This is a genomic window from Sandarakinorhabdus sp., from assembly GCF_987265915.1.
On the sequence record NZ_OZ503948.1, the window covers coordinates 2724950 to 2744309 of the forward strand.

Below are 19360 nucleotides of genomic sequence, written 5' to 3' on the forward strand. Positions count from 1 at the left end.
TGGGGGTGGGAACGAAATCGCCGGCCAAACCGAACGTGGGCCAGAGGCGCAAACCCACCCCCGGCCCCTCCCGCAAGCGGGAGGGGAGCCGATTGTGCCGGTATCATCACGCGGTCTCCTGCGCCGGCCGCACGCCCAGCAAATGGCAGATGGCGTAGCTCAGCTCGGCGCGGTTGAGCGTATAGAAATGGAAGTGCCGCACCCCGCCGGCATAGAGCCGCCGTGCCAGCTCCGCCGCCACGGTCGCCGCCACCAGTTGCCGCGCCGCCGGCTTGTCATCCAGCGCCTCGAACAGATGCGCCATCCAGTCCGGCACGTTGGTGTTGCAGCTGGCCGCCATGCGTTTCAGATTGGCAAAGTTGGTCACCGGCAGGATGCCCGGCACCAGTTCGACATTCAGGCCCGCTGCGGCCACCTGGTCGCGGAAGCGGAAAAACGTATCGGGTTCAAAGAAGAATTGGCTGATGGCGCGGCTGGCGCCGGCATCATGCTTGGCTTTCAACGCATCCAGATCGGCGCTCGGGCTCGGCGCTTCCGGGTGGGTTTCGGGATAGCAGCTCACCGATATCTCGAACGGGTGGCGTCGGCGCAGCGCCTTCACCAGCTCTGCAGCGCTGGCATAGCCGCCCGGCACCGGCGTGAAGCGTGCCTCCCCACCCGCCGGATCGCCGCGCAGCGCCACGATATGGCGAACGCCCGCGTGCCAATATTCATCGGCAATGCCATCGAGTTCATCGGCCGTGGCATTCACGCAGGTCAGATGCGCAGCGGCCGGCACCGGCGTTTCGGCGGCAATGCGCGCCACCGTGGCATGGGTGCGTTCCCGCGTCGTGCCACCGGCACCATAGGTAACCGAGAAAAACCGCGGGCCCAGCGGCACCAAGGTTTCGACCGCTTGCCACAGCGCTTCGTGCATCGCAGGCGTCTTCGGCGGGAAGAATTCAAAGCTGACGGCCAGATCGCCCGGCAAATCGGCAAACAACGGCCCACTCAGCGCCCGCGAGGCTTCCGCCATCTGATTGAGACTGAGAGTCATGATTTCGCCTTTTCACCCAACCACAACGCCACACCAAGCTGATCGACGTCCTCGCCTGGCAGCTGGGCTGCCACCGCGCCCGCCAACCCGGCCTCCTGCATCCAGCCCCGCACCGCATCGTCGGCAAAGCCCAGCCGCACATGCCGGCGCTCCTGGCGCAACTCTTCACGCGCATGCGGCAGCAGATCGACGATCAGCAGCCGGCCGCCCGGGCGCAGCACGCGTGCTGCCTCGGTGATCACGGCGCCTGGATTGTCGGCATAATGCAGAACCTGGTGCAGCAGCAGCGTGTCACACGCGGCCGCCGGCAACGGCAGTGCGTACATGTCCCCGGCCTGCACGCGGGCATGGGCCAGCCCGCTGGCATCGATGCGGTTGCGCGCCAGCCGCAGCATTTCCGGATTGCGATCCAGCCCCAGGGCCGAGCGCGCCTGGCGGCCCAGCAGCTCGATCATGCGGCCGGTACCGGTGCCGACATCGACCAGATCGCCCAATTCGCCCGCAACCGCCGCCATGATCGCCTGTTCCACCCCGGCCTCGCGCGTGTGCAGCGATCGTTCCTGTTCCCATTCGCCGGCATGGGCGGCAAACCAGGCATCCACTGCCGCCGCGCGGTCGGCCCGCACCTGCCCCAGCCGGGCGCGATCGGCGGCGCCAACATCCTCATGCACGGTCAGCGTGTCGATCAGCGCCAACACCGGCGTGACGGTGGCCGCCGCACCCAGCCGCACGAACACCCAGGCACCTTCGCGGACCCGCTCGATCAAGCCGGCTTCTTCTAGGATGCGCAAATGGCGCGACACGCGCGGCTGGCTCTGCTGCAACACTTGGGCGATTTCGCCCACGGCCAGTTCCATCCCCTGCACCAGCAGCAGGATGCGCAGCCGGCTGGGATCGCCCACGGCCCGGAGAATGATGAGCAGCTGTTCCATGAAAATGGGACATAAAGCAATCTTTATGTCCGTCAAGCAGATTGCCGCCGCAGCCGCTTCGTGCGACACGAATCCCATGTCGCGCGCGACCCTTCTTGCGCTTTGCCTGGCTTTGGCCGGTTGCGCCAGCACGGGCAGCACCGATCTTTCGCACGCCGAGGCCGATCCCTGGGAACGCAGCAATCGCCGGGTCCACAATTTCAACAAGGGCCTCGATCGCTTCGTGCTGCGGCCGACCACCAATGTCTATCGTGCCGTGGTGCCGCCGCCGGTGCGCACCGCCGTCACCAACGCCTATGGCAATTATGGCGAGCCGGCGAATTTCGCCAATGCCGTGCTGCAAGGCAAATTGGCGCAAGCGTTCCGCACGCTCGATCGCTTCATCCTCAACAGCATGCTCGGCCTGGCGGGCATTGCCGATGTCGCCACGGATCTGGGCCGCCCGCGCGAGCCGGAGGATTTCGGCCAGACACTGGCGCGCTGGGGCGTGAAATCCGGGCCTTACATGGTACTGCCGTTGTTCGGCCCGTCCACCTTGCGCGACGGCATCGCCACGCCGGTGGATTTCTTCGTCGATCCCGCCGATTTTGCCCGCAACGCCGCGTTGAGCCCGGCCTGGAGCGTGCGCATCGGCATGGCCGCCGGGCGGGTGATCAATTTCCGCAACAGCCTGGTCGATACCGGCGTGGACAAGTTGCTGGCCGACAGCCTCGATGATTATGCGCTGGCCAGATCAGCCTTCCTGCAACGCCGGCGGCTACAATTGTTCGATGGTCAATTGCCGGCCGATGAAGACCCGTTTGCCGAACCGGAGACGGACACGCCCCCCGAGCCGGCGCCGGAACCGGTGACGGAAACACCGCCGCAGGCCGCGCCGCCTAAACTCTGATCGCGGCCCCCATCACCAGCGGGGTCAGCCTCTTCAACGCGCCGAAGGCATATTCTTCCTCCTGCAACGGCATCGGATCGAGGGTGAAGCCGCCATCACGCACCATCTGGGCCGAAGGGCGATTGAGGTTGCAGCCCACGCCGACCACCTTTTGAATGGGGTTCAGCCGATGCTGCCAGCGTTGCCGTTCCGGATCGTCCGACAGCACATGTTCCAGAAACAGGAACCGCCCGCCCGGCTTCAGCACCCGCCGCACCTCGGCCAGCACCTGGCCGACATCGCTGACCGAACACAGTGTCAGGCAGCAGACCACCGTGTCGAAACTGGCGTCGGCAAAGGGCAACCGTTCGCCCGCGCCCGGCACGGATGTGATGGGCACCGGCGATCCGGCCAAATGCGCCGCCGCGCGGCGGTTCATGCCCTCCGATGGCTCCACCACGGTCAGGCTGGCGACGTGCGCCGGATCATAGAAGGGCAAAGTCGCGCCCGAACCAAAGCCGATTTCCAGCACGTCGCCGGTGGCGCCGGCCACCAGCGCGCGCCGCCTCGCCATGATATTGGGGTGGCCCAGCGCGCGATCGAGCAGCCAAGGGAAGATTGTTTCGGAGTAAAGGCCCATGCCGCCATCGTTGCACGCCGGCCGGGCCGCGCCAAGCGGGGGCCGACGCCGCCCTTGCTGCCGGACGCGCCGCCCTGCATGCCGCATTGACCGACACGCCAAGCTGCTGCTTTGCCGGCTGCAACATTCGCTACGTTGACCGGGGCCGGCATAGTCTGTTGGCAGAAGCCCACGCTTGGAGTTGCCTGCCATGGCCGATGCCGCCTCGATCGACCGTACCCAACCGCCTGCCGCGCCGCGCCCCGATGCGCGATTCGCGGCCATCCTGAACGGCCCGATCCTGCCGACTCTGGCCAGGCTGACCACGCCGGTGCTGCTGGTCATTGCCGCGCAACTGTTCGTGTCCATTCTCGAAGCCTATTGGGTCAGTCGGCTCGGCACCGAAGCCGTGGCCGGCGTCGCGCTGGTGCTGCCGCTGTTCGTGCTGATGGGCACGATGAGCAATGGCGGCATCGGCGGCGGCGTCGCGGCGGCGGTTGCGCGGGCCAAGGGCGGCGGCAACCAGGCCCAGGCCAATGCGCTGCTCTGGCACGCGATTCTGATCGCTGTCGGCTTCGGCCTGCTTTTCACCCTCGGCGCGGAGCTGGCCGGGCCGGCGCTTTATGCCGCACTGGGCGGCCGCGACGCGACGCTCACCAACGCGCTGGATTTTTCGGCCTGGGTGTTCGGCGGGGCCACCATCGTCTGGCTGGTCAATCTGATCGGCGCGGCGCTGCGCGGGGCCGGCGAAGTCAAATTGCCGGCGCTGATCAACCTCGCCGGCGCGGCCGTGCTGGTGCCCTTGTCGCCGCTGCTGATCTTCGGCTGGGGGCCGGTGCCGGCCTTGGGTGTGGCCGGCGCCGGGGTGGCCACACTGATCTTCTATGCCGGCGCGCTGGCCGCGCTGCTGATCTGGCTGCGGCGCGGCACCGGGCCGATCACGCTCGCGCCGCACCCCATCGATGGCAAGCTGTTCGCCGCCATCCTGCGCGTCGGGCTGGTCTCGGCAGTCGGCACCTTGCTGGCCAGCCTGACGATTGTCGCCATCACCGGATCGGTCGGCCAATATGGCGCGCAGCCATTGGCCGGCTATGGCCTGGCCTCGCGCGTCGATACATTGCTGACACCGCTGTTGTTCGGGCTGGGCACCGGTGTCGTCACCATGGTTGGCGCCGCGTCGGGTGCCGGGCAGCACCGCCGCGCCTGGCGCGTCACCTGGCTGGCGGCCGGCCTCGGCTTTGCCGGCAGTGCGCTGGTCGGCGTTACGCTGATGCTGGCGCCCGGCCTGTGGATGGACTGGTTCACCCGCGACCCAGCGGTGCATGCGGCCGGCAGCCTGTGGTTCCGCATGGTCGGCGGCGCTTATGGGTTTTTCGGGCTGGGCCTGATGCTGTATTTCGCGTCGCAAGGCTTCGGCCGCATGCAGGGGCCGCTGATCGCCGGCGTCGTGCGGCTGAGCATCACCGCCGGCGGCGCCGCCTGGTTTGCCAGCCAGGCCGCGGCGCTCGATCGCGTCTATCTGGCGGCCGCGGTGGGCATGGTCATGTTCGGCTTGATAAATGCCGCCGCGGTGTGGCGGGCACGGCCGGCCTAGGCCCGCAACAGCGCGACCCCGTTCGCAGCCGCGATACGCTGGGCCAGCGCGAACTCCACCGCGATCAACAACACGCCCAGATAGCCGACCACCACGGCATCCAGCGCCGCCGCCACCCACGCCAGCGCCCGGCCGTGGCCGATGGCACCCAGAAACAGCCCATAATGTAGCGCCATCACCGGCAGGATCGCCAGCAGCACCAGCCCAAGCCCCCATGGTATATGCCGCCACGCCAATCCGATCGACCGCACAAAGCCGATCTGCGCATTGCCCAGCGGCGCGGCGATCTTCCACGGCACCAACGGGATCTGCAACACAAAGCCGGCAATCGCCAGCCCGGCCACCACCCGCCCGGCGCTGCCGGCATCAATGCCCACGGCACCCAGCAGTGCGCTGCCATCCAGGCCGATAACCGTCCACATCGCACCGAACGCCAACACCCGGGCAAACAGCCGCACCGCCAGGCCATCAAGCCGCACCGCCGCATCCCGGCCCAAGCCGATGAAGCGCGCCACCGCATAACCGAGAAGCGCCAGCACCAGCACCTTGGCATGGCCAAGCCCCATTCGCAGCGGCGCCTGCTCCATCGCCTTGGCCTGCGCCATGCTGTCATACATGCCCAGGCTGATCTCGCCGATATGCTGCGCGAACTCCACCGCCACCACCAGCGCCACCAGCCACGGCAGGGCCAGCACAAACCGCAGCGCATTCGCATAGGCCGATCTGATGTCAGTGATCATCCTGCCCCCCATCGGCCTCGTAGCGGAACAGATCGCCGGGTTGGCAATCGAGCGCGGCGCAAATCGCCTCCAGCGTCGAAAAGCGGATGGCGCGGGCCTTGCCGGTTTTCAGGATGGACAGATTGGCCAGCGTGAGATCGACCGCGACCGACAATTCGGTGAGCGTCATGCGGCGCGCGTGCAGCAGCGCATCGAGCTGGATGATCAGCGCCACGCGATCAAACCGTCATCGCCAGATCATCGCGCATCGCCGCGCCCTGGCGGAACACCCGCGCCAGCACGAAGGCCAGCAGTACGCCAAGCCAGCCCAGGAACGATGGGGACCACAACGGCACCTCCACCCCCAGCCGCACAAACCAGGCGGTCAGGCCGCCCGACAACAATTGCAGTCCCTGCACGCCGGCCAGCGCCCAGCCCATCCGCACCAGGCAATCGGCATTGGCGGCGATGAACGGATCGCCGGCACGCACCGTGGCCATCACGCTGCGCAGGGCTGACAGGAACAGGTGCAGCAGCACGGTGCCGACCATGGCGAGCACCGCCACCAGCCGCAGCGGCCACAGCACCGCTGCGCCGTCCACCGCATCGCCATATTTGGCCGCCAGCCGCGCCAGCACCTGCGTTTCGAACGGGAACGAGGCGATCAGCGCGACGAACGCCACAGCGCCGGCGATGATATTGGCCAGCGCAAACAGGCGCAGGATGGTTTCGGTCGCGCGTTGCAGGGACATGGCGGCTTCCTTATTGATTATCAATACATGATATATTGATAATCGATATGGTCAAGCCATGACTGGGCATGGGTTGGGGTTGCGTCGTGTGTGGTGCGGGCTATCGTGCAGCCATGCGTTTCATGATCACCTTCTTCGCCCTCGTCCTGCTTGCCGCGTGCAGCAAGGAAAGCGCCGCGCCGCAGGGCAATGAGCAGGCAGTGATCGAAAAGGCGAATGCAGACGTGGCGGCGGCTGAGGCGGTGGCGGGGCAGTAGGGGCCGCCCTTCCCCAAAAGCACTCAGTCATGCTGGCGAAGGCCAGCATCCATCGTGCCGCTTGTCCGGGGTGATGGAAAGAAAGGCCGGTCCTGATGAGCGCGGCCGGTCGGCGGAGCCGCCGAATCCGCTGAGGGTGGCATCAAGGAAGGAAGAATGACGAAAGAGCGTGGCGGAGCCACGCTGTCAGACGAATAGAAAAAAGGGCGGCCTGTGGGGGCCGCCCTTTTTCTGTTCGCTGGACGGATTTCGGCGAGTCCGTGGATAGCGCTGCGCACTACCCACGGCCGCCTCAATCTCAGAAGTCCATGCCGCCCATGCCGCCCATGCCGCCGCCGCCGCCAGGCGAAGGCTTGTCATCGGCCGGCAGGTCGCTGATCGCCGCTTCCGTGGTGATCAGCAGCGACGCCACCGAAGCGGCATCCTGCAGCGCAGTGCGCACGACCTTGGTCGGGTCGATCACGCCGGCCGCAACCAGGTTTTCATAGACTTCGCTCTGGGCGTTGAAGCCGATGGTGGTGTCGTTGCCATCCAGCAGACGGCCGGAGACCACGGCGCCATCATGGCCGGCATTGGCCGCGATCTGCCGCACCGGCGCATAGAGCGCCTTGCGGATGATATCGATGCCCCGGGTCTGGTCGTCGTTGGCGCCCTTCAGGCCTTCCAGCACCTTGGTGGCATAGAGCAGCGCCGTACCACCGCCGGGCACGATGCCTTCTTCGACGGCGGCGCGGGTGGCGTGCAGCGCATCGTCCACACGGTCCTTGCGCTCCTTCACTTCCACTTCGGTGCTGCCACCGACCTTGATCACCGCAACGCCGCCAGCCAGCTTGGCCAGACGCTCTTGCAGCTTTTCACGGTCGTAATCGCTGGTGGTGACTTCGATCTGGGCGCGGATCTGTTCCACACGCGCCTTGATGGTCTCGGCCGCACCTTCGCCATCGACGATCGTCGTGTTGTCCTTGTCGATGGTGACGCGCTTGGCCTTGCCCAGCATCGGCAGCGTGACATTTTCCAGCTTGATGCCCAGGTCTTCGCTGATCATTTCGCCGGCGGTCAGGGTGGCGATGTCTTCCAGCATGGCCTTGCGGCGATCACCGAAGCCCGGCGCCTTGACGGCGGCAACCTTCAGGCCACCACGCAGCTTGTTGACCACCAGGGTGGCCAGCGCTTCGCCTTCGACGTCTTCAGCGATGATCAGCAGCGGGCGACCCGACTGCACCACGGCTTCGAGCACCGGCAGCAGCGCCTGCAGGTTCGACAGCTTCTTTTCGTGGATCAGGATGTAGGGGTTCTCAAGTTCCACCTGCATCTTTTCGGCGTTGGTGATGAAGTACGGGCTCAGATAGCCACGGTCGAACTGCATGCCTTCGACCACGTCCAGCTCGCTGTCCATGCCCTTGGCTTCTTCGACGGTGATCACGCCTTCCTTGCCGACCTTTTCCATGGCCTTGGCGATCATGTCACCGATTTCGCGCTCGCCATTGGCCGAGATGGTGCCGACCTGGGCGATCTCGCTCGAACCGGCGACCGGCTTGGAGCGCGCCTTCAGATCTTCGACCACCTTGCCGACGGCCAGATCGATGCCGCGCTTCAGGTCCATCGGGTTCATGCCGGCAGCAACCGACTTCAGGCCTTCACGCACGATGGCCTGGGCCAGCACGGTGGCGGTGGTGGTGCCATCGCCGGCGGTGTCGTTGGTCTTGCTGGCGACTTCACGCACCAGCTGGGCGCCCAGGTTCTCGAACTTGTCCTTCAGTTCGATTTCCTTGGCGACGGTCACACCATCCTTGGTGATGCGCGGCGCGCCGAAGCTCTTTTCGATCAGCACGTTGCGGCCCTTGGGGCCGAGGGTCACCTTCACCGCATCGGCGAGGATATCAACGCCGCGCAGGATGCGTTCACGCGCATCACGGCCAAATTTCACGTCCTTGGCAGCCATGTTCTTTTTCCTTTGAAATTGGTTTCGGTAGCGAAAATCGGGTCAGGCGATCAGCCCATGATCCCCAGGATATCGCTTTCCTTCATGATCAGCAGGTCTTCGCCATTCAGCTTGACCTCGGTGCCCGACCACTTGCCGAACAGGATGCGATCGCCGGCCTTGACTTCCAGCGCGGTGATGGTGCCGTCATCGGCGCGGGTGCCGGTGCCGACAGAGACGACTTCGCCTTCCTGCGGCTTTTCCTTGGCACTGTCGGGGATGATGATGCCGCCAGCGGTCTTGGCTTCGGCTTCGACGCGGCGGACGAGCACACGGTCATGGAGCGGACGAAATGCCATAATTCCCTCTTTTCGTTTGCGGGCTTGATGCCCAAATCCGGGTGCTGCTGGCACTCTCTTCAAGTGAGTGCCAGCAGCTGGAGGCGATATGGTGGGCAGCCCTGCCCCCGTCAAGACCTCGCCGGCCAATGTCGCGCCAGGCTGCGGCAAAATTGTCGGGCAGCGCGCTGGACAAGCCGGCCGCTTCGCCGTCACAACAACAGCATGAAATTCCTGTCTCGCGTGTCCGGCGTTTCGGCGCTGATCACCGCCAGCCTGTTGCTGCAGGCCTGTGGCGGCGGCGGCTCCGCCACCCCGGCCCCGACGCCGACACCAACGCCAACCCCAACCTCATCGCAATGCTCATTGCGCGAACGGCAATTGTGGGCCGAAGCGCAGATCCGCGAGAATTATCTTTTTCCTGCCGATCTGCCGGCCAGCCTGTCGCCCGACAGCTATGCCAGCGTGCAGGCCTATATCGATGCGCTCACCGCCACGGCGCGCGCGGCGGGCAAGGATCGCGGCTTTACCTACATCACCTCCATCGCCGACGAAAATGCCTTCAACGCCACCGGGCAGACCGCCGCCTTCGGCATCCGCCTGGAATATGACAGCGCGGCACGGCGCACCTACATCATCGACACCTTCGAAACCGGGCCGGCCTTTGCCGCCGGCATTGATCGCGGCGACGAGATCATCGCCGTTGGCACCAACCCCACCACGCTGGAAACCGTGACCGATCTGTTCGCGCGCGGCGGCAGCGCTGCCGTTTCGGACGCGCTGGGACCTTCCAACGCCGGCGTCACCCGCACGCTGCAACTGCGCAATCGCGGTGACGGCGCCTTGCGCACCGTCACCATCACCCGCGCCGTGTTCGATATCCCGCCGCTGTCGCCGCGCTTTGGTAGCCTGGTGTTCGACGATGGCGCTGCCGGCAAGACCGGTTACATCAACCTGCGCACCTTCATCAGCAGCGCTGAAACCCCGCTGCGCAGCGCATTCGCGCGTTTCCGCGCGGAAGGCATCACCCGCGTCGTGATCGACTTGCGTTATAACAGCGGTGGCCTGGTGCGCACGGCCGAATTGATGGGCGATTTGCTTGGCGGCAATCGCCTGGCCAGCGACGTTTATGCCTACACCACCTTCCGGCCATCGAAATCGGCCAACAATACCACCCGCCTGTTCCGGGCCAACGCTGATGCTGTTTCGCCGACCGGGCTGGCGTTCGTCACCTCGTCGACGTCCGCCTCCGCCAGTGAATCGGTGCCCAATTCGATGCTGCCTTATCTGCGGGAAAATCTGATCCTCGTTGGCAGCAACACCGCCGGCAAACCGGTCGGCCAGATCGCTGTTGATCGCGCCGCCTGCGATGATCGATTGCGCATCGTCGCCTTCGCCTTGGAAAATGCCGACCGCCAGGGCGATTATTTCAACGGCCTGGCACCCTTGCTGCCGACCCGCGGCGGCCGCACCTGCGCCGCGCCAGACCGTTACAACGAACCCTTCGGCCGCACCGAATCCTCGATCAGCACCGCGATCAGCGCCCTGCGCGGCGGCGCCTGCTCCACCATCGCCAGCAGCGGCACCGATTTGCGCGAACAATCCTTGGGCCGCCTGCCCCTGTTGGCCACTGCGCCAAGCGCGGCCCAGCGCGAACTGCCGGGAATCTTTTAGGAACCGGCGGATCAAGCCAGAGCGGCGCGCACCCTCAGCATAATCATAGTAACTGCAACCTAAATATTGCTAAATAACTGTAAAATCCGGTGTCACAGATTTTTCCCGTGCCACGACATTGCGGGTCCACAATGGACATGTTAGCCTTTCTCAAGATCAATCATGAACAAAAATACATGTCCATGAATTAAATTGATATAAAGCTGACCCTGTAACCTGCTCTTCAGGAAGGACAGTCGTGGCCAATACTGCTGGCATTCCGCTGGTCGATCTGTTCGACATTACTGATCGTATCAGCAATGTCCTACCGAAAAAAATTCAGGACTTCATCGACCGTTTCTCGGTAACCGGCCTTGAATCGCTCAGTGCGCCGGCCAGCATCATCCATAATGGCCGCTTGCAGCCGCTTGCGCCGGTTTTTGGCTCGGATGTTACCGAAATTGATCTCGGCATCGGGTCGCTCAGCCTGCCATTGGTCCACGGCGGGGTGCCGTTCCAGCTGGCGCTGATCCGCAGCGCGCCGGGCGCCGGCGACAATCTGGAGCCGGCGGCCAGCGGCTGGCGGCTCGATCTCAGCCTCTCCGAATTCATCTTCACGCTTTACGGGCTCGAATCGGCCACGTTCGTCAAGGAAACCGGCACCACTGCCCGCCATCTGCTGCGTGATCCGGTGCCGGTACCGGTGCGCATAATCGGATCGGCGACCTTGCGCCTGCAGAAACTGAATGCCGCGGCCGATGTGCAACTGCTGTTCGTGGACAACCCGGACCCGATCGACCCTTCGGCCCTCAACGGCGCGGTGGCCGAACTGGTGTTCAGCCCGCCGCATTTCTTCCTGGGCAGTTCCGAAGTCGGACTGACCGTCGGCCGCCTGCTGTTCGATGCCTCCGAAACCTATTCGCCGCCGCAGGTACTCGAGCGCGGCCAGGGCCCCGGCTGGGTCGGCATGATGATCGAGGAAGCGACAGTCTATGCGCCGCGCAACCTGCCGATCATCGGTGATCTGTCGGGTGGCATCAAGAATGTGCTGTTCGGCCAGCCCATGGGCATTCAGGGCGAATTCGAGTTGCAGTTCGGCCGCAACGCGCTCGATCCTGCGACTTTCCAGTTCTTTCAGGAGCCGGGCGCCACCCCACTCGCCATCACCGGGTCCGGCCAGTCCCGCCTCGTGCAGCTCAGCGGCAATCCGGATGCGCTGACGCTGATCCGCTGCGGCTTCACGTTGCCGGCCCCGCCGGGCCCTCCTGCCCCCGGCACGCTGATCGAATGGAAGGCGAAATGGCGCTTCCCGGATGTCGGCGTGCAGGAAGGCGACAGTGCCGAAGGGCTGATCCTCCACGGCCAGGTGCTGCGGGTGCAACCCATCGAAGTGGTCACCGTGAATGACCAGGCGACCGAATTCACGCACCCCGAAATCGTCTTCCGCTTCGTCGCGCTGGGTGCCATCCCCAGCATCAGGGCCACGGTCGGCGGCACCGATGTCGATGATGTCATCCACTTGGCCGGCACGCCGGCCGACATCGGCGCCGTCACGCTGACCGCAGTATCGACGGCGCCGGGCACCAGCATCTTCACCTGGGAAATCCTCGGCTCCGACCGCGCCGGCAGCGGCAGCAGCTATCAGCCGGATTTTGCCGGCATGGTGAATGGCTGGACCATCCGGCTGTCCGAACGGGCGGCCGGCGAAACCACCGCCCGCACGGCGCATCTGGCCATCACTTTGGTGGAACAGGGTCGCCTGCTGATTGGCAGTGTCGGCGGCGTATCGGAAGGGGCGGACCCCGGCAGGCCTTTGCCGCTGTCGGCCACCGAAGCCACGTTTGCACTGTCCGATTTTCACGCTCGCGGCCAGTTCACGCCATTGACCGAGCTGGGCATCCTCGATCCGGCCTCGCCCAGCGGGGTCGATGTGCAGCCGGATCAGTTCGTCCGGGTTGTCGTACCGGAAGGGGGCGCGCCGCCGGTGTTCGAACATGATCGGCATGTGCAGATCCTGATGGCGTTCGAGCAGGATACGGTGCTGGGCTGGGGCGATCTGCGCCCGGCCGCAGCCGCCACCACGCCGTCAGACGCAGCAGCCGTGCAGGAACAATTGCTGGCCTGGGCAGCGAATTACCCGAACGCCGAATTTCTGGTGATTGGGCGCTGCGACGATATCGGCGCCGGCGGCAACCAGAACCCGGTGAACGAAACGCCCGACGCCTTCAATCTCCAGCTCGCCAAGGATCGCGCCGCGCGCGGCCGCAGCCTGTTCACCGCGCGCCAGCCCGGCGCCAGCGCCGGTACGCTCATCCCAAGCGCCCGCATCCTCACCCGCGGCGAAACCTCGGCGTGGGACAGCGGCTCAGCCAGCGGCGACACGAAGGAAGAACGCGCCGAACTTGCGCTGGAGGGAGCGGAAAAGTCCGAAAGCCGCAGCGACGCCAGCCTCGCCAACGGCTGGCTGATCAAGCATCTTTTTGCCGGGCAGCATCAAGGCTGGGCCAACCGCGAGAATGCCGATCCGACCAGCGAGGGCATCCGCCGCAAATATCGCCGCGTGGACATCTACGCCGTCACCGATGCCGTGCCGTTGCCGGGCGCGCAGCGCCGCACCCTTTCTGCCGAGGTCGATGCCACGCTGCGCCGATCCTATGTGCCCAACAGTGATCGCACGCCGTTGCCCGCCCCGGTGGGCGAACCGAAGATCGATTATCGCGTCAAGCTGGTCGTCGGCTGGGACAGCCCGACCGCCGTGGGCTTTCAGGATGCCGTGCCGTCGATCATCGAGGCCGAATTCGCCTGGAGCCCGGCCACGGCGCCACTGCCGCCGATCGGCGGCGGCCCGGCGGCCATCGATCGCGAAGTGCTCACCGTCTATGCCAAATGGGTACACGACAGCCGCACCGGCTTCACCCGGGCGACGCTGGGCATCAAATCCGAAGGTGATCCCGAAGGCCTGTTCAGCACTCCGCAGCCCAATCTGACCATGGCCGCCGCGATCGGCCCAATGCTGCTGTCCGGCCTCGATGCCGATAATGACATGGTCGGTTCCGGCGGGCGCGTCGCCGCGCTGGTGGCGGCAACGGCGGTGGCGGGGATCAGCTTTGGCGGCGCCGGCGGCGGGCCGCTGGTCGGGGCCGGATCAAGAACGACCGTCATGGCGCTGGAGGCCGAGGCACAGACGCGGGCGCTGTCCGATATCCGCGCGGATTATCAGCTCAAGCTCACCACCGATTATGTCTGCACCCTCCACATCGATGGCGGCGTGCTGGGCATCAAAACGGCCGCCGCGCATCCGGTGAAGATCCGCTACAAGAATGTCGGCATCAGTTACGACAACACGAAGGCCGGCTGGGACAAGATCGGCTTTGCCTATGCCACCGACAGCATGGAGATCGAGGATCCCGGCAAATGGCAGATTTCCGGCGCGCTGGGGGAATTGCTGCGCATCGTCGAGGTTTCGATGGGTCGCGGATCGATGTGGGTCGAAATGCGGGTCGCGGCCGCGCTCGATCTGGGCGTGGTCGAAGTCAGTGAGGCGATCTTCCGCCTGACCTGGGAAAACGGCAATCCGGTGCCGACGTTCGAACTGCGCGGCTTCACCGTCAAGCTTGATGTGGCGGAGGTCGTCTCCGGGGAAGGCCGGCTGCGCATCGAGGATGGCGGGGTCATCCGCGCCGGAGTGGACGCCAAGGTCGCGCCGCTCGGCATCGGCGTGCAGGCCGGGCTGGCCATGGGCCGTCCGCCGGCCATCGCGCCGTCGATCTTCCTGGAACTGTTCCTGGGTGTGCAATTTGCCACGCCGCTGCCGCTCGCCCAATCGGGGGCCGCCCTTTATGGGTTCAAGGGAATGTTCGTCGCCAATGGCGAACGCCGGTTGGGCAGCAATCCCGATCCCGTCGGCCGCGAACTCGATTGGTGGCGGGCACCGCCGGGCAACAAATATCAGCCGCGCAAGGATCAATATGCCATCGGCGTCGGCGTCGTCGTCGGCACCATGCCGGATGTCAGCTTCTCGTTCTCGGCCGGCGGCATGCTGGTGGTCGGCTTCCCCGATCTCGAAGTCATACTGGGCGTCGATGTCAATATCATCAAGGTGCCCGACAAGACCGCAAAAGATCAGAGCGGCCCATCGGGCACTATCACCGGGCTGGTGGTGATCAACGATGATGGCGTGAAAGTCGCGGTCGCGGCGCAATACAACATCCCCAAGCTGCTCGAACTGAAGATCCCCTTCTCGGCCTATTTCCCGGCCTCGCTGCGCGGCGCCTATGTCCGCCTCGGTTCTGATGGCCAGACCGCGCACGGCCGCCATGGCGAACCGGTCACGCTGAAGCTGCTGCCGGGATCGCTCAATGCCGAGGTCTGGGCCTATCTGATGGTCGAACAGGATGGCCTGCCCTCCCTGGGCGGCGATCCGCGTTTCAGCTTCGAAGGTTTTTCGGTCGGCTTCGGCGCCGGCTGGGGCATCAATTGGTCGGCCGGCCCGATCTCGCTCACCGCCAGCGCCAAGGTGCTGGTCGGCTTTGGCACCAACCCGCTGCTGATCAAGGGCGGCGTGTTCGTGTCCGGCAAGCTCGATCTGGTGGTGGTGTCGATCGCCGCCCGCGGCGAGCTGATCCTCACCTATTTCCAGGAGGACGTGTATCTCACCGGCGAATTCTGCGGCGAGGTTGATCTGTTCTTCTTCTCGCTGAAGGGCTGCGTCGGCATCGAGATCGGCTCGGCCAGCGTGCCAGAACCGCCGCCGCCGGAACCGCCGATCGTCAGCATCTCGCTCACCGACCGGCGCGACCGGGTGATGGGCGAAGCCGCGCCAATCGCTTCGCCGATTGCCGCCCGGCCGCTGTTCGATCTGGCCGGCGGGGCCAACGCCGGCGTGCCGCCCAAAGACAACAACACGGTGTGGGCCGATACCGCCCCGGTGTTGCATTTCCGCCATTCGATCAGCGAAAATGACGCGCAGAACCAATTCGCCATCCCGGCGCTGCCCGCCGCTGCCGAATGGTTCGGCGGCAACCGGCTGAAATATGCGTATCGGCTCGATCGGCTGATCCTGCGCGAAGCCGGCGGCGCGATTGTCGCGTCGGCATCCGCCGCGCCGTTGCAGGCCGTTTGGACGGGCACACCTTATCGCCAGCCCGATGCGTCGGGCGTCGGCGGCAACCCGCTGCCATCCGAACATGAAGGCCCCAATCTGAAGCTGCTCGCGTGGAATCCGTGGAACTGGGCGGTCAATCTGGACAATGGCGGCGCCGGCAGCGACGGCGCCCCGGCGGGCACCGCCGGCACGCTATGTGAAACCGTGCCGACTCCGCGCCGCGCCTGCGTGTTCGGTGAGCGCGCCACCGCGCACGGCCTCTACGGCGCCCGCATGGCGCCCGATGGCCCGCCCCAGCCGCCTTACCCCAGCAGCTTCGTCGCTTTCGGCGAACCGCGCATCCGCACCCAGATGGGCGACATCGCCGGCCGCGATCTGCAAAGCCTGGCCATGCTCGCCGGCCGCACCCTGGACGGCGGCGGCGTTGTCCCCACCCCCGCCCCCATTCCCCTGCCCGGCCGCAGCGTGACCGCCGGGGTGCAATTGCCCTGGCTGTGGCACAGCGTGCCGACCGGCATCGAGGAAACCGCGCTGCCTTATGAAGTGCGCTACGATCGCGCGCTTGTCAGCCCCGGCATCACCCTGCTGGTCTGCGATGCCCCCGGCCGGCCCGGCGGCGCCAGCAAACGCTGCCACCAGTTCGATGATCTGCGCCCCATCGGCAAAGAGACGAAGGTGCAGACCGGCGGCTTTGCCATCAATGCCATTGATGGTCATCGGCCGTTCGCCATGGTCGATCAGGTCGATGCGAGCGTCGAACCGGCGCGCTTCGGCAGCGATGGCCGCGCCGACATCAGCATCCCGGATGCCGGCATCCTGGTTGTTCCCGATACCCCGGCCACCCAGTTCGAGCTGCATTTCATCAGCGGACGCGGCCACGCGTTCGAGGTGCGGGCCTTCAATGCCGCCGGCAGCGTGGTGGACAATGTCCGCCTGTCCGGCCAGGCCGGCCGGCCGATCGTCGCGCGCCTGACCGGTATCGACGGTATCGCCAGGCTGGATGTGCGCGGCGGGCAGGACAGTGTGTGGCTGTACCGCATCTGCCGCATCGGCGACCGCACGCCCGAACAGCCGCCGCAAGGCGATGACCGCCGCTGCATCGATTTCACCCGCCTGAAACCGGATCGCGATGTGGGCAGCGTCGTGCTTGGCGGCGTCGAGATCACCCCCATCGAAGCGAATGACCGGATCAAGCTGGTCGATGCCGTCGATCAAGCGCAGGACCCGGCGCAGCCGGGCAGCGACAATGGCGCCGAGATATTGGTGCCGGCCGGCGGCGTGCTGATCGCGCTCGATACGGGCAGCCTTTCGGTTGAGCTGGCGCTGATGCTGTTTGGCGGCGCGGTCAAGGCCACCGGCTTTGATGCGGGCGGCGCGTCCGTCGCCAGTACGACATCGACGAACCAGCAAAGGGTGCCGCAAATCCTCACCCTCAGCGCCGGCACGCCGATCGTGCGCATCGCCATCACAGGCGGCAACGGCGAAGCCGTGCTTTTCCGCGTCTGCCGCAGCGGCGGTGACACGCCGGCCGGGACGAATTGCATCAACTTCGGCGGCCTCGATCTGCCGCGCGGCATTGGCAAGTTCGCCCACCGCGAACTCATCTTCGTCGATCCGTCGGGGCGCGGCGCGCTGATGCTGATGGACAATGTGGCCGGAACCGCGCCCGGCAACGACGGCACGCCGGAGCTGTATTTCGGCGCCGACGTGCTGGATATCAGCCTGCCTGGCCCGGTCGCGCAGGTGGATGTGCAGATCATGCTGTTCGCCGGCCAGGTGAAGGGCAGCGCCTTTGATGCCGCCGGCACCAGGGTCAGCGCCGCCATCACCACGGCGGACCGGAATGTCGTGCAGACGCTCAGCTTCACTGGCGACGACATCACCCGCATCGAACTGGCCGGCGGCGACGGCAAGGCGGCCATCATCGAAATCTGCCTGAACGGCGGCCGGCAAGGCGCGCCGGATCAGGATGGCAAAGCGCCAATGGCGTTCGACCAGTTGCTGGGCCGGCTGGCGCAGGCCACGCAAGGCACGACAACCACCGATTTGGTCGTGCGTGGCATCAAGGCCGGTGCCATCAATGCCGTCTGGCCCGGCCGCGTGCTGCGCCGCACCGGCAACTGCCAGGTGATCGAATATCGCCCGGCGCCGGGCAGCGACCATTGGCAGGGCGCGCAGATCATCGCGCCAGCCGGCAAGCGCGTTATCCTGCTCAGCGCATGCGGCACCGATGTCGTGCAGGTCCAGCGTGCCGCCGCCGATCAGGCGCACCGCGACGATCTGCAGGGCCTGTTGACCAACGTGCTGACCACGCCAGCGCAAAGTCGCCGCGAACTGCTGTTGCAGCCCGGCCAAGCCTATGAAATCGAAGCGCATTGGTCGTGGGCGGTGTGGCAATCCAACAAGGACGCCACCGATCGGCCCGATGCGATCAGCGATCTTGATCCTGGCGCGTTCAAACCCGGCGCGCCGCAACGCTTCCACTTCGCAGTGGCGGATGAGCAAACCAGCACCGGTCTCACCCAGGATGGCCTGAATGAACATGTCTTCGATCCGCGCGACATTGCCCGCTATATCGCGTTGGTCGAACCCGCCAATGGTCGCGCCGCGCAGTTCACCGATGATCCGATCTGGGTGCATTTCAACGCCGGCCACGTCGAGGCGTTGTTGCGCACCTATGGCCGCAAGGTGGATATCCGCATCGCACGCACCGATCCGGCCCCGCAGGCCACGCCGGCCGCGCTGATCACCCAGTTGTTGCCGCTGATCCCGCTGAGCAGCCAAGCCACTGCCTTCCCGGCGCAATTGTCACCCCCGGCCTTTTCATTGATCGACGCCGCGCTGGCGCAGGCGCCCTGCATCCCCGATGTGCCGTTCGGCGAAGGGGTTTCGCTGGCCACCCGCTTCGCGCTGGAACCGCTGGCCATGTATGATCTGGCTGTCACCGCGCCGCGCACCAACGGCAGTGATCCGATGACCGTGTGGCCCACGCGCTTCGTCACCTCGCGCTACAGCGGCCCGGCGGCGCTGATTGCCGATCTCGGCCTGGCGACGCCGGGGCCGGCGCCGTTCCGGCCCGCCGAAATCCTGATCGAACCGGCCGCCAGCATCCCCGGCGGCGGCCTGGAAGTATCCGATCAGCAGCTCGGCGCCTTGCTGGCCGCCATTGGCGCCGACACGCTGCCACTGCCGACGCGCCGGCCGGAAACCTATGTCATCTGGCGGCAATCGGGGGCCAATTGGCAGATCGAAGGCGTGCTGGTGGACAGCCTGGAAAGCCTGAACCGCACAGGGGCCTATCTGATCAACGCCGGCCAGCCGGGTGAACGGGCAGAGATCGGCACGCGCTTCAAGCTGGACAGCGCCAGCATCGCCGGCACCAGCCTGGCGGTGCACCGCGCCACCGAAAACTGGACGCGGGTGTTCCTGAAGCCCGCTGCGCCGATCGTGCTGCCGCCCGGTGATCACAGCCTCAGCCTGGCGTTCATCGCCAGCGATGGCAACATCGTCGCCAGCCGCAGCCTGTCCAGCCGCCCCGCCATGCTCGATCGGGAGGGTCTTTGAACC

Annotated in this window: 13 protein-coding genes; 5 read left to right on the forward strand and 8 right to left on the reverse strand. The window is 65.9% G+C overall.

Annotated features, from left to right (window positions below):
• Positions 1-106: 106 nt before the first annotated feature.
• Positions 107-1036, reverse strand: coding sequence for a methylenetetrahydrofolate reductase [NAD(P)H] (gene metF, locus AC6UUM_RS13025; RefSeq protein WP_500802701.1), 930 nt, complete (start codon positions 1034-1036; stop codon positions 107-109).
• Positions 1033-1968: an ArsR/SmtB family transcription factor gene (locus AC6UUM_RS13030; protein WP_500802702.1), complete on the reverse strand. Its 936-nt coding sequence runs from the start codon at positions 1966-1968 to the stop codon at positions 1033-1035. The genes metF and AC6UUM_RS13030 overlap by 4 nt, the downstream gene beginning before the upstream one ends.
• Before the next feature lie 76 nt (positions 1969-2044).
• Between AC6UUM_RS13030 and AC6UUM_RS13035 the strand changes: the two genes are divergently transcribed.
• Positions 2045-2857: an MlaA family lipoprotein gene (locus tag AC6UUM_RS13035; RefSeq protein WP_500802703.1), complete on the forward strand. Its 813-nt coding sequence runs from the start codon at positions 2045-2047 to the stop codon at positions 2855-2857.
• On the opposite strand, the gene AC6UUM_RS13040 is transcribed toward AC6UUM_RS13035, so the two are convergent.
• Positions 2847-3476 (reverse strand): class I SAM-dependent methyltransferase, encoded by a 630-nt coding sequence (locus tag AC6UUM_RS13040; RefSeq protein WP_500802704.1) that lies wholly within the window; start codon positions 3474-3476, stop codon positions 2847-2849. The two genes, AC6UUM_RS13035 and AC6UUM_RS13040, sit on opposite strands and share 11 nt — an antisense overlap.
• A 190-nt stretch (positions 3477-3666) precedes the next feature.
• On the opposite strand from AC6UUM_RS13040, the gene AC6UUM_RS13045 reads away from it, so the two are divergent.
• Positions 3667-5049 carry an MATE family efflux transporter gene (locus AC6UUM_RS13045; protein WP_500802705.1) on the forward strand — a complete coding sequence of 461 codons (1383 nt, stop codon included), beginning with the start codon at positions 3667-3669 and terminating at the stop codon, positions 5047-5049.
• On the opposite strand, the gene AC6UUM_RS13050 is transcribed toward AC6UUM_RS13045, so the two are convergent.
• Genes AC6UUM_RS13050 through AC6UUM_RS13060 form a run of 3 tightly spaced genes read right to left on the reverse strand, consistent with a single transcriptional unit; the run spans position 5046 to position 6520 of the window.
• Positions 5046-5789, reverse strand: coding sequence for a hypothetical protein (locus AC6UUM_RS13050; RefSeq protein WP_500802706.1), 744 nt, complete (start codon positions 5787-5789; stop codon positions 5046-5048). The two genes, AC6UUM_RS13045 and AC6UUM_RS13050, sit on opposite strands and share 4 nt — an antisense overlap.
• The gene (locus tag AC6UUM_RS13055) at positions 5779-6003 is read right to left on the reverse strand and encodes a helix-turn-helix domain-containing protein (protein ID WP_500802707.1); all 225 of its coding nucleotides are present in this window, start codon (positions 6001-6003) and stop codon (positions 5779-5781) included. Before AC6UUM_RS13055 ends, AC6UUM_RS13050 begins: the two co-directional genes overlap by 11 nt.
• 4 nt (positions 6004-6007) lie before the next feature.
• Positions 6008-6520, reverse strand: a complete 513-nt coding sequence (locus tag AC6UUM_RS13060) for a DUF2975 domain-containing protein (RefSeq protein WP_500802708.1) — start codon at positions 6518-6520, stop codon at positions 6008-6010.
• Positions 6521-6633: 113 nt separating this feature from the next.
• Between AC6UUM_RS13060 and AC6UUM_RS13065 the strand changes: the two genes are divergently transcribed.
• A complete protein-coding gene (locus tag AC6UUM_RS13065) occupies positions 6634-6777 on the forward strand; it encodes a hypothetical protein (RefSeq protein ID WP_500802709.1) in 144 nt (47 codons plus the stop codon).
• 298 nt (positions 6778-7075) lie between these two features.
• Here AC6UUM_RS13065 and groL read toward each other — a convergent pair whose 3' ends face one another.
• Both groL and groES read right to left on the reverse strand, forming a co-directional pair.
• Entirely contained in the window at positions 7076-8719 is a 1644-nt protein-coding gene (groL, locus tag AC6UUM_RS13070) for a chaperonin GroEL (RefSeq protein ID WP_500802710.1), read from the reverse strand.
• A 50-nt stretch (positions 8720-8769) separates the two neighbouring features.
• Positions 8770-9057: a co-chaperone GroES gene (groES, locus tag AC6UUM_RS13075; RefSeq protein WP_353199185.1), complete on the reverse strand. Its 288-nt coding sequence runs from the start codon at positions 9055-9057 to the stop codon at positions 8770-8772.
• 204 nt (positions 9058-9261) lie between these two features.
• Here groES and AC6UUM_RS13080 point away from each other — a divergent pair, with 204 nt between their 5' ends.
• Both AC6UUM_RS13080 and AC6UUM_RS13085 read left to right on the forward strand, forming a co-directional pair.
• Positions 9262-10710 (forward strand): S41 family peptidase, encoded by a 1449-nt coding sequence (locus AC6UUM_RS13080; protein WP_500802711.1) that lies wholly within the window; start codon positions 9262-9264, stop codon positions 10708-10710.
• Positions 10711-10948: 238 nt separating this feature from the next.
• The gene (locus tag AC6UUM_RS13085; RefSeq protein WP_500802712.1) at positions 10949-19357 is read left to right on the forward strand and encodes a hypothetical protein; all 8409 of its coding nucleotides are present in this window, start codon (positions 10949-10951) and stop codon (positions 19355-19357) included.
• Positions 19358-19360 lie beyond the last annotated feature (3 nt).

Bases quoted from the DNA above. Each gene is read 5' to 3' on its own strand.
- metF (WP_500802701.1), bottom strand. From the start codon at position 1,036: ATGACTCTCAGTCTCAATCAGATGGCGGAAGCCTCGCGGGCGCTGAGT.
- AC6UUM_RS13030 (WP_500802702.1), bottom strand. From the start codon at position 1,968: ATGGAACAGCTGCTCATCATTCTCCGGGCCGTGGGCGATCCCAGCCGG.
- AC6UUM_RS13035 (WP_500802703.1), top strand. From the start codon at position 2,045: ATGTCGCGCGCGACCCTTCTTGCGCTTTGCCTGGCTTTGGCCGGTTGC.
- AC6UUM_RS13040 (WP_500802704.1), bottom strand. From the start codon at position 3,476: ATGGGCCTTTACTCCGAAACAATCTTCCCTTGGCTGCTCGATCGCGCG.
- AC6UUM_RS13045 (WP_500802705.1), top strand. From the start codon at position 3,667: ATGGCCGATGCCGCCTCGATCGACCGTACCCAACCGCCTGCCGCGCCG.
- AC6UUM_RS13050 (WP_500802706.1), bottom strand. From the start codon at position 5,789: ATGATCACTGACATCAGATCGGCCTATGCGAATGCGCTGCGGTTTGTG.
- AC6UUM_RS13060 (WP_500802708.1), bottom strand. From the start codon at position 6,520: ATGTCCCTGCAACGCGCGACCGAAACCATCCTGCGCCTGTTTGCGCTG.
- AC6UUM_RS13065 (WP_500802709.1), top strand. From the start codon at position 6,634: ATGCGTTTCATGATCACCTTCTTCGCCCTCGTCCTGCTTGCCGCGTGC.
- groL (WP_500802710.1), bottom strand. From the start codon at position 8,719: ATGGCTGCCAAGGACGTGAAATTTGGCCGTGATGCGCGTGAACGCATC.
- groES (WP_353199185.1), bottom strand. From the start codon at position 9,057: ATGGCATTTCGTCCGCTCCATGACCGTGTGCTCGTCCGCCGCGTCGAA.
- AC6UUM_RS13080 (WP_500802711.1), top strand. From the start codon at position 9,262: ATGAAATTCCTGTCTCGCGTGTCCGGCGTTTCGGCGCTGATCACCGCC.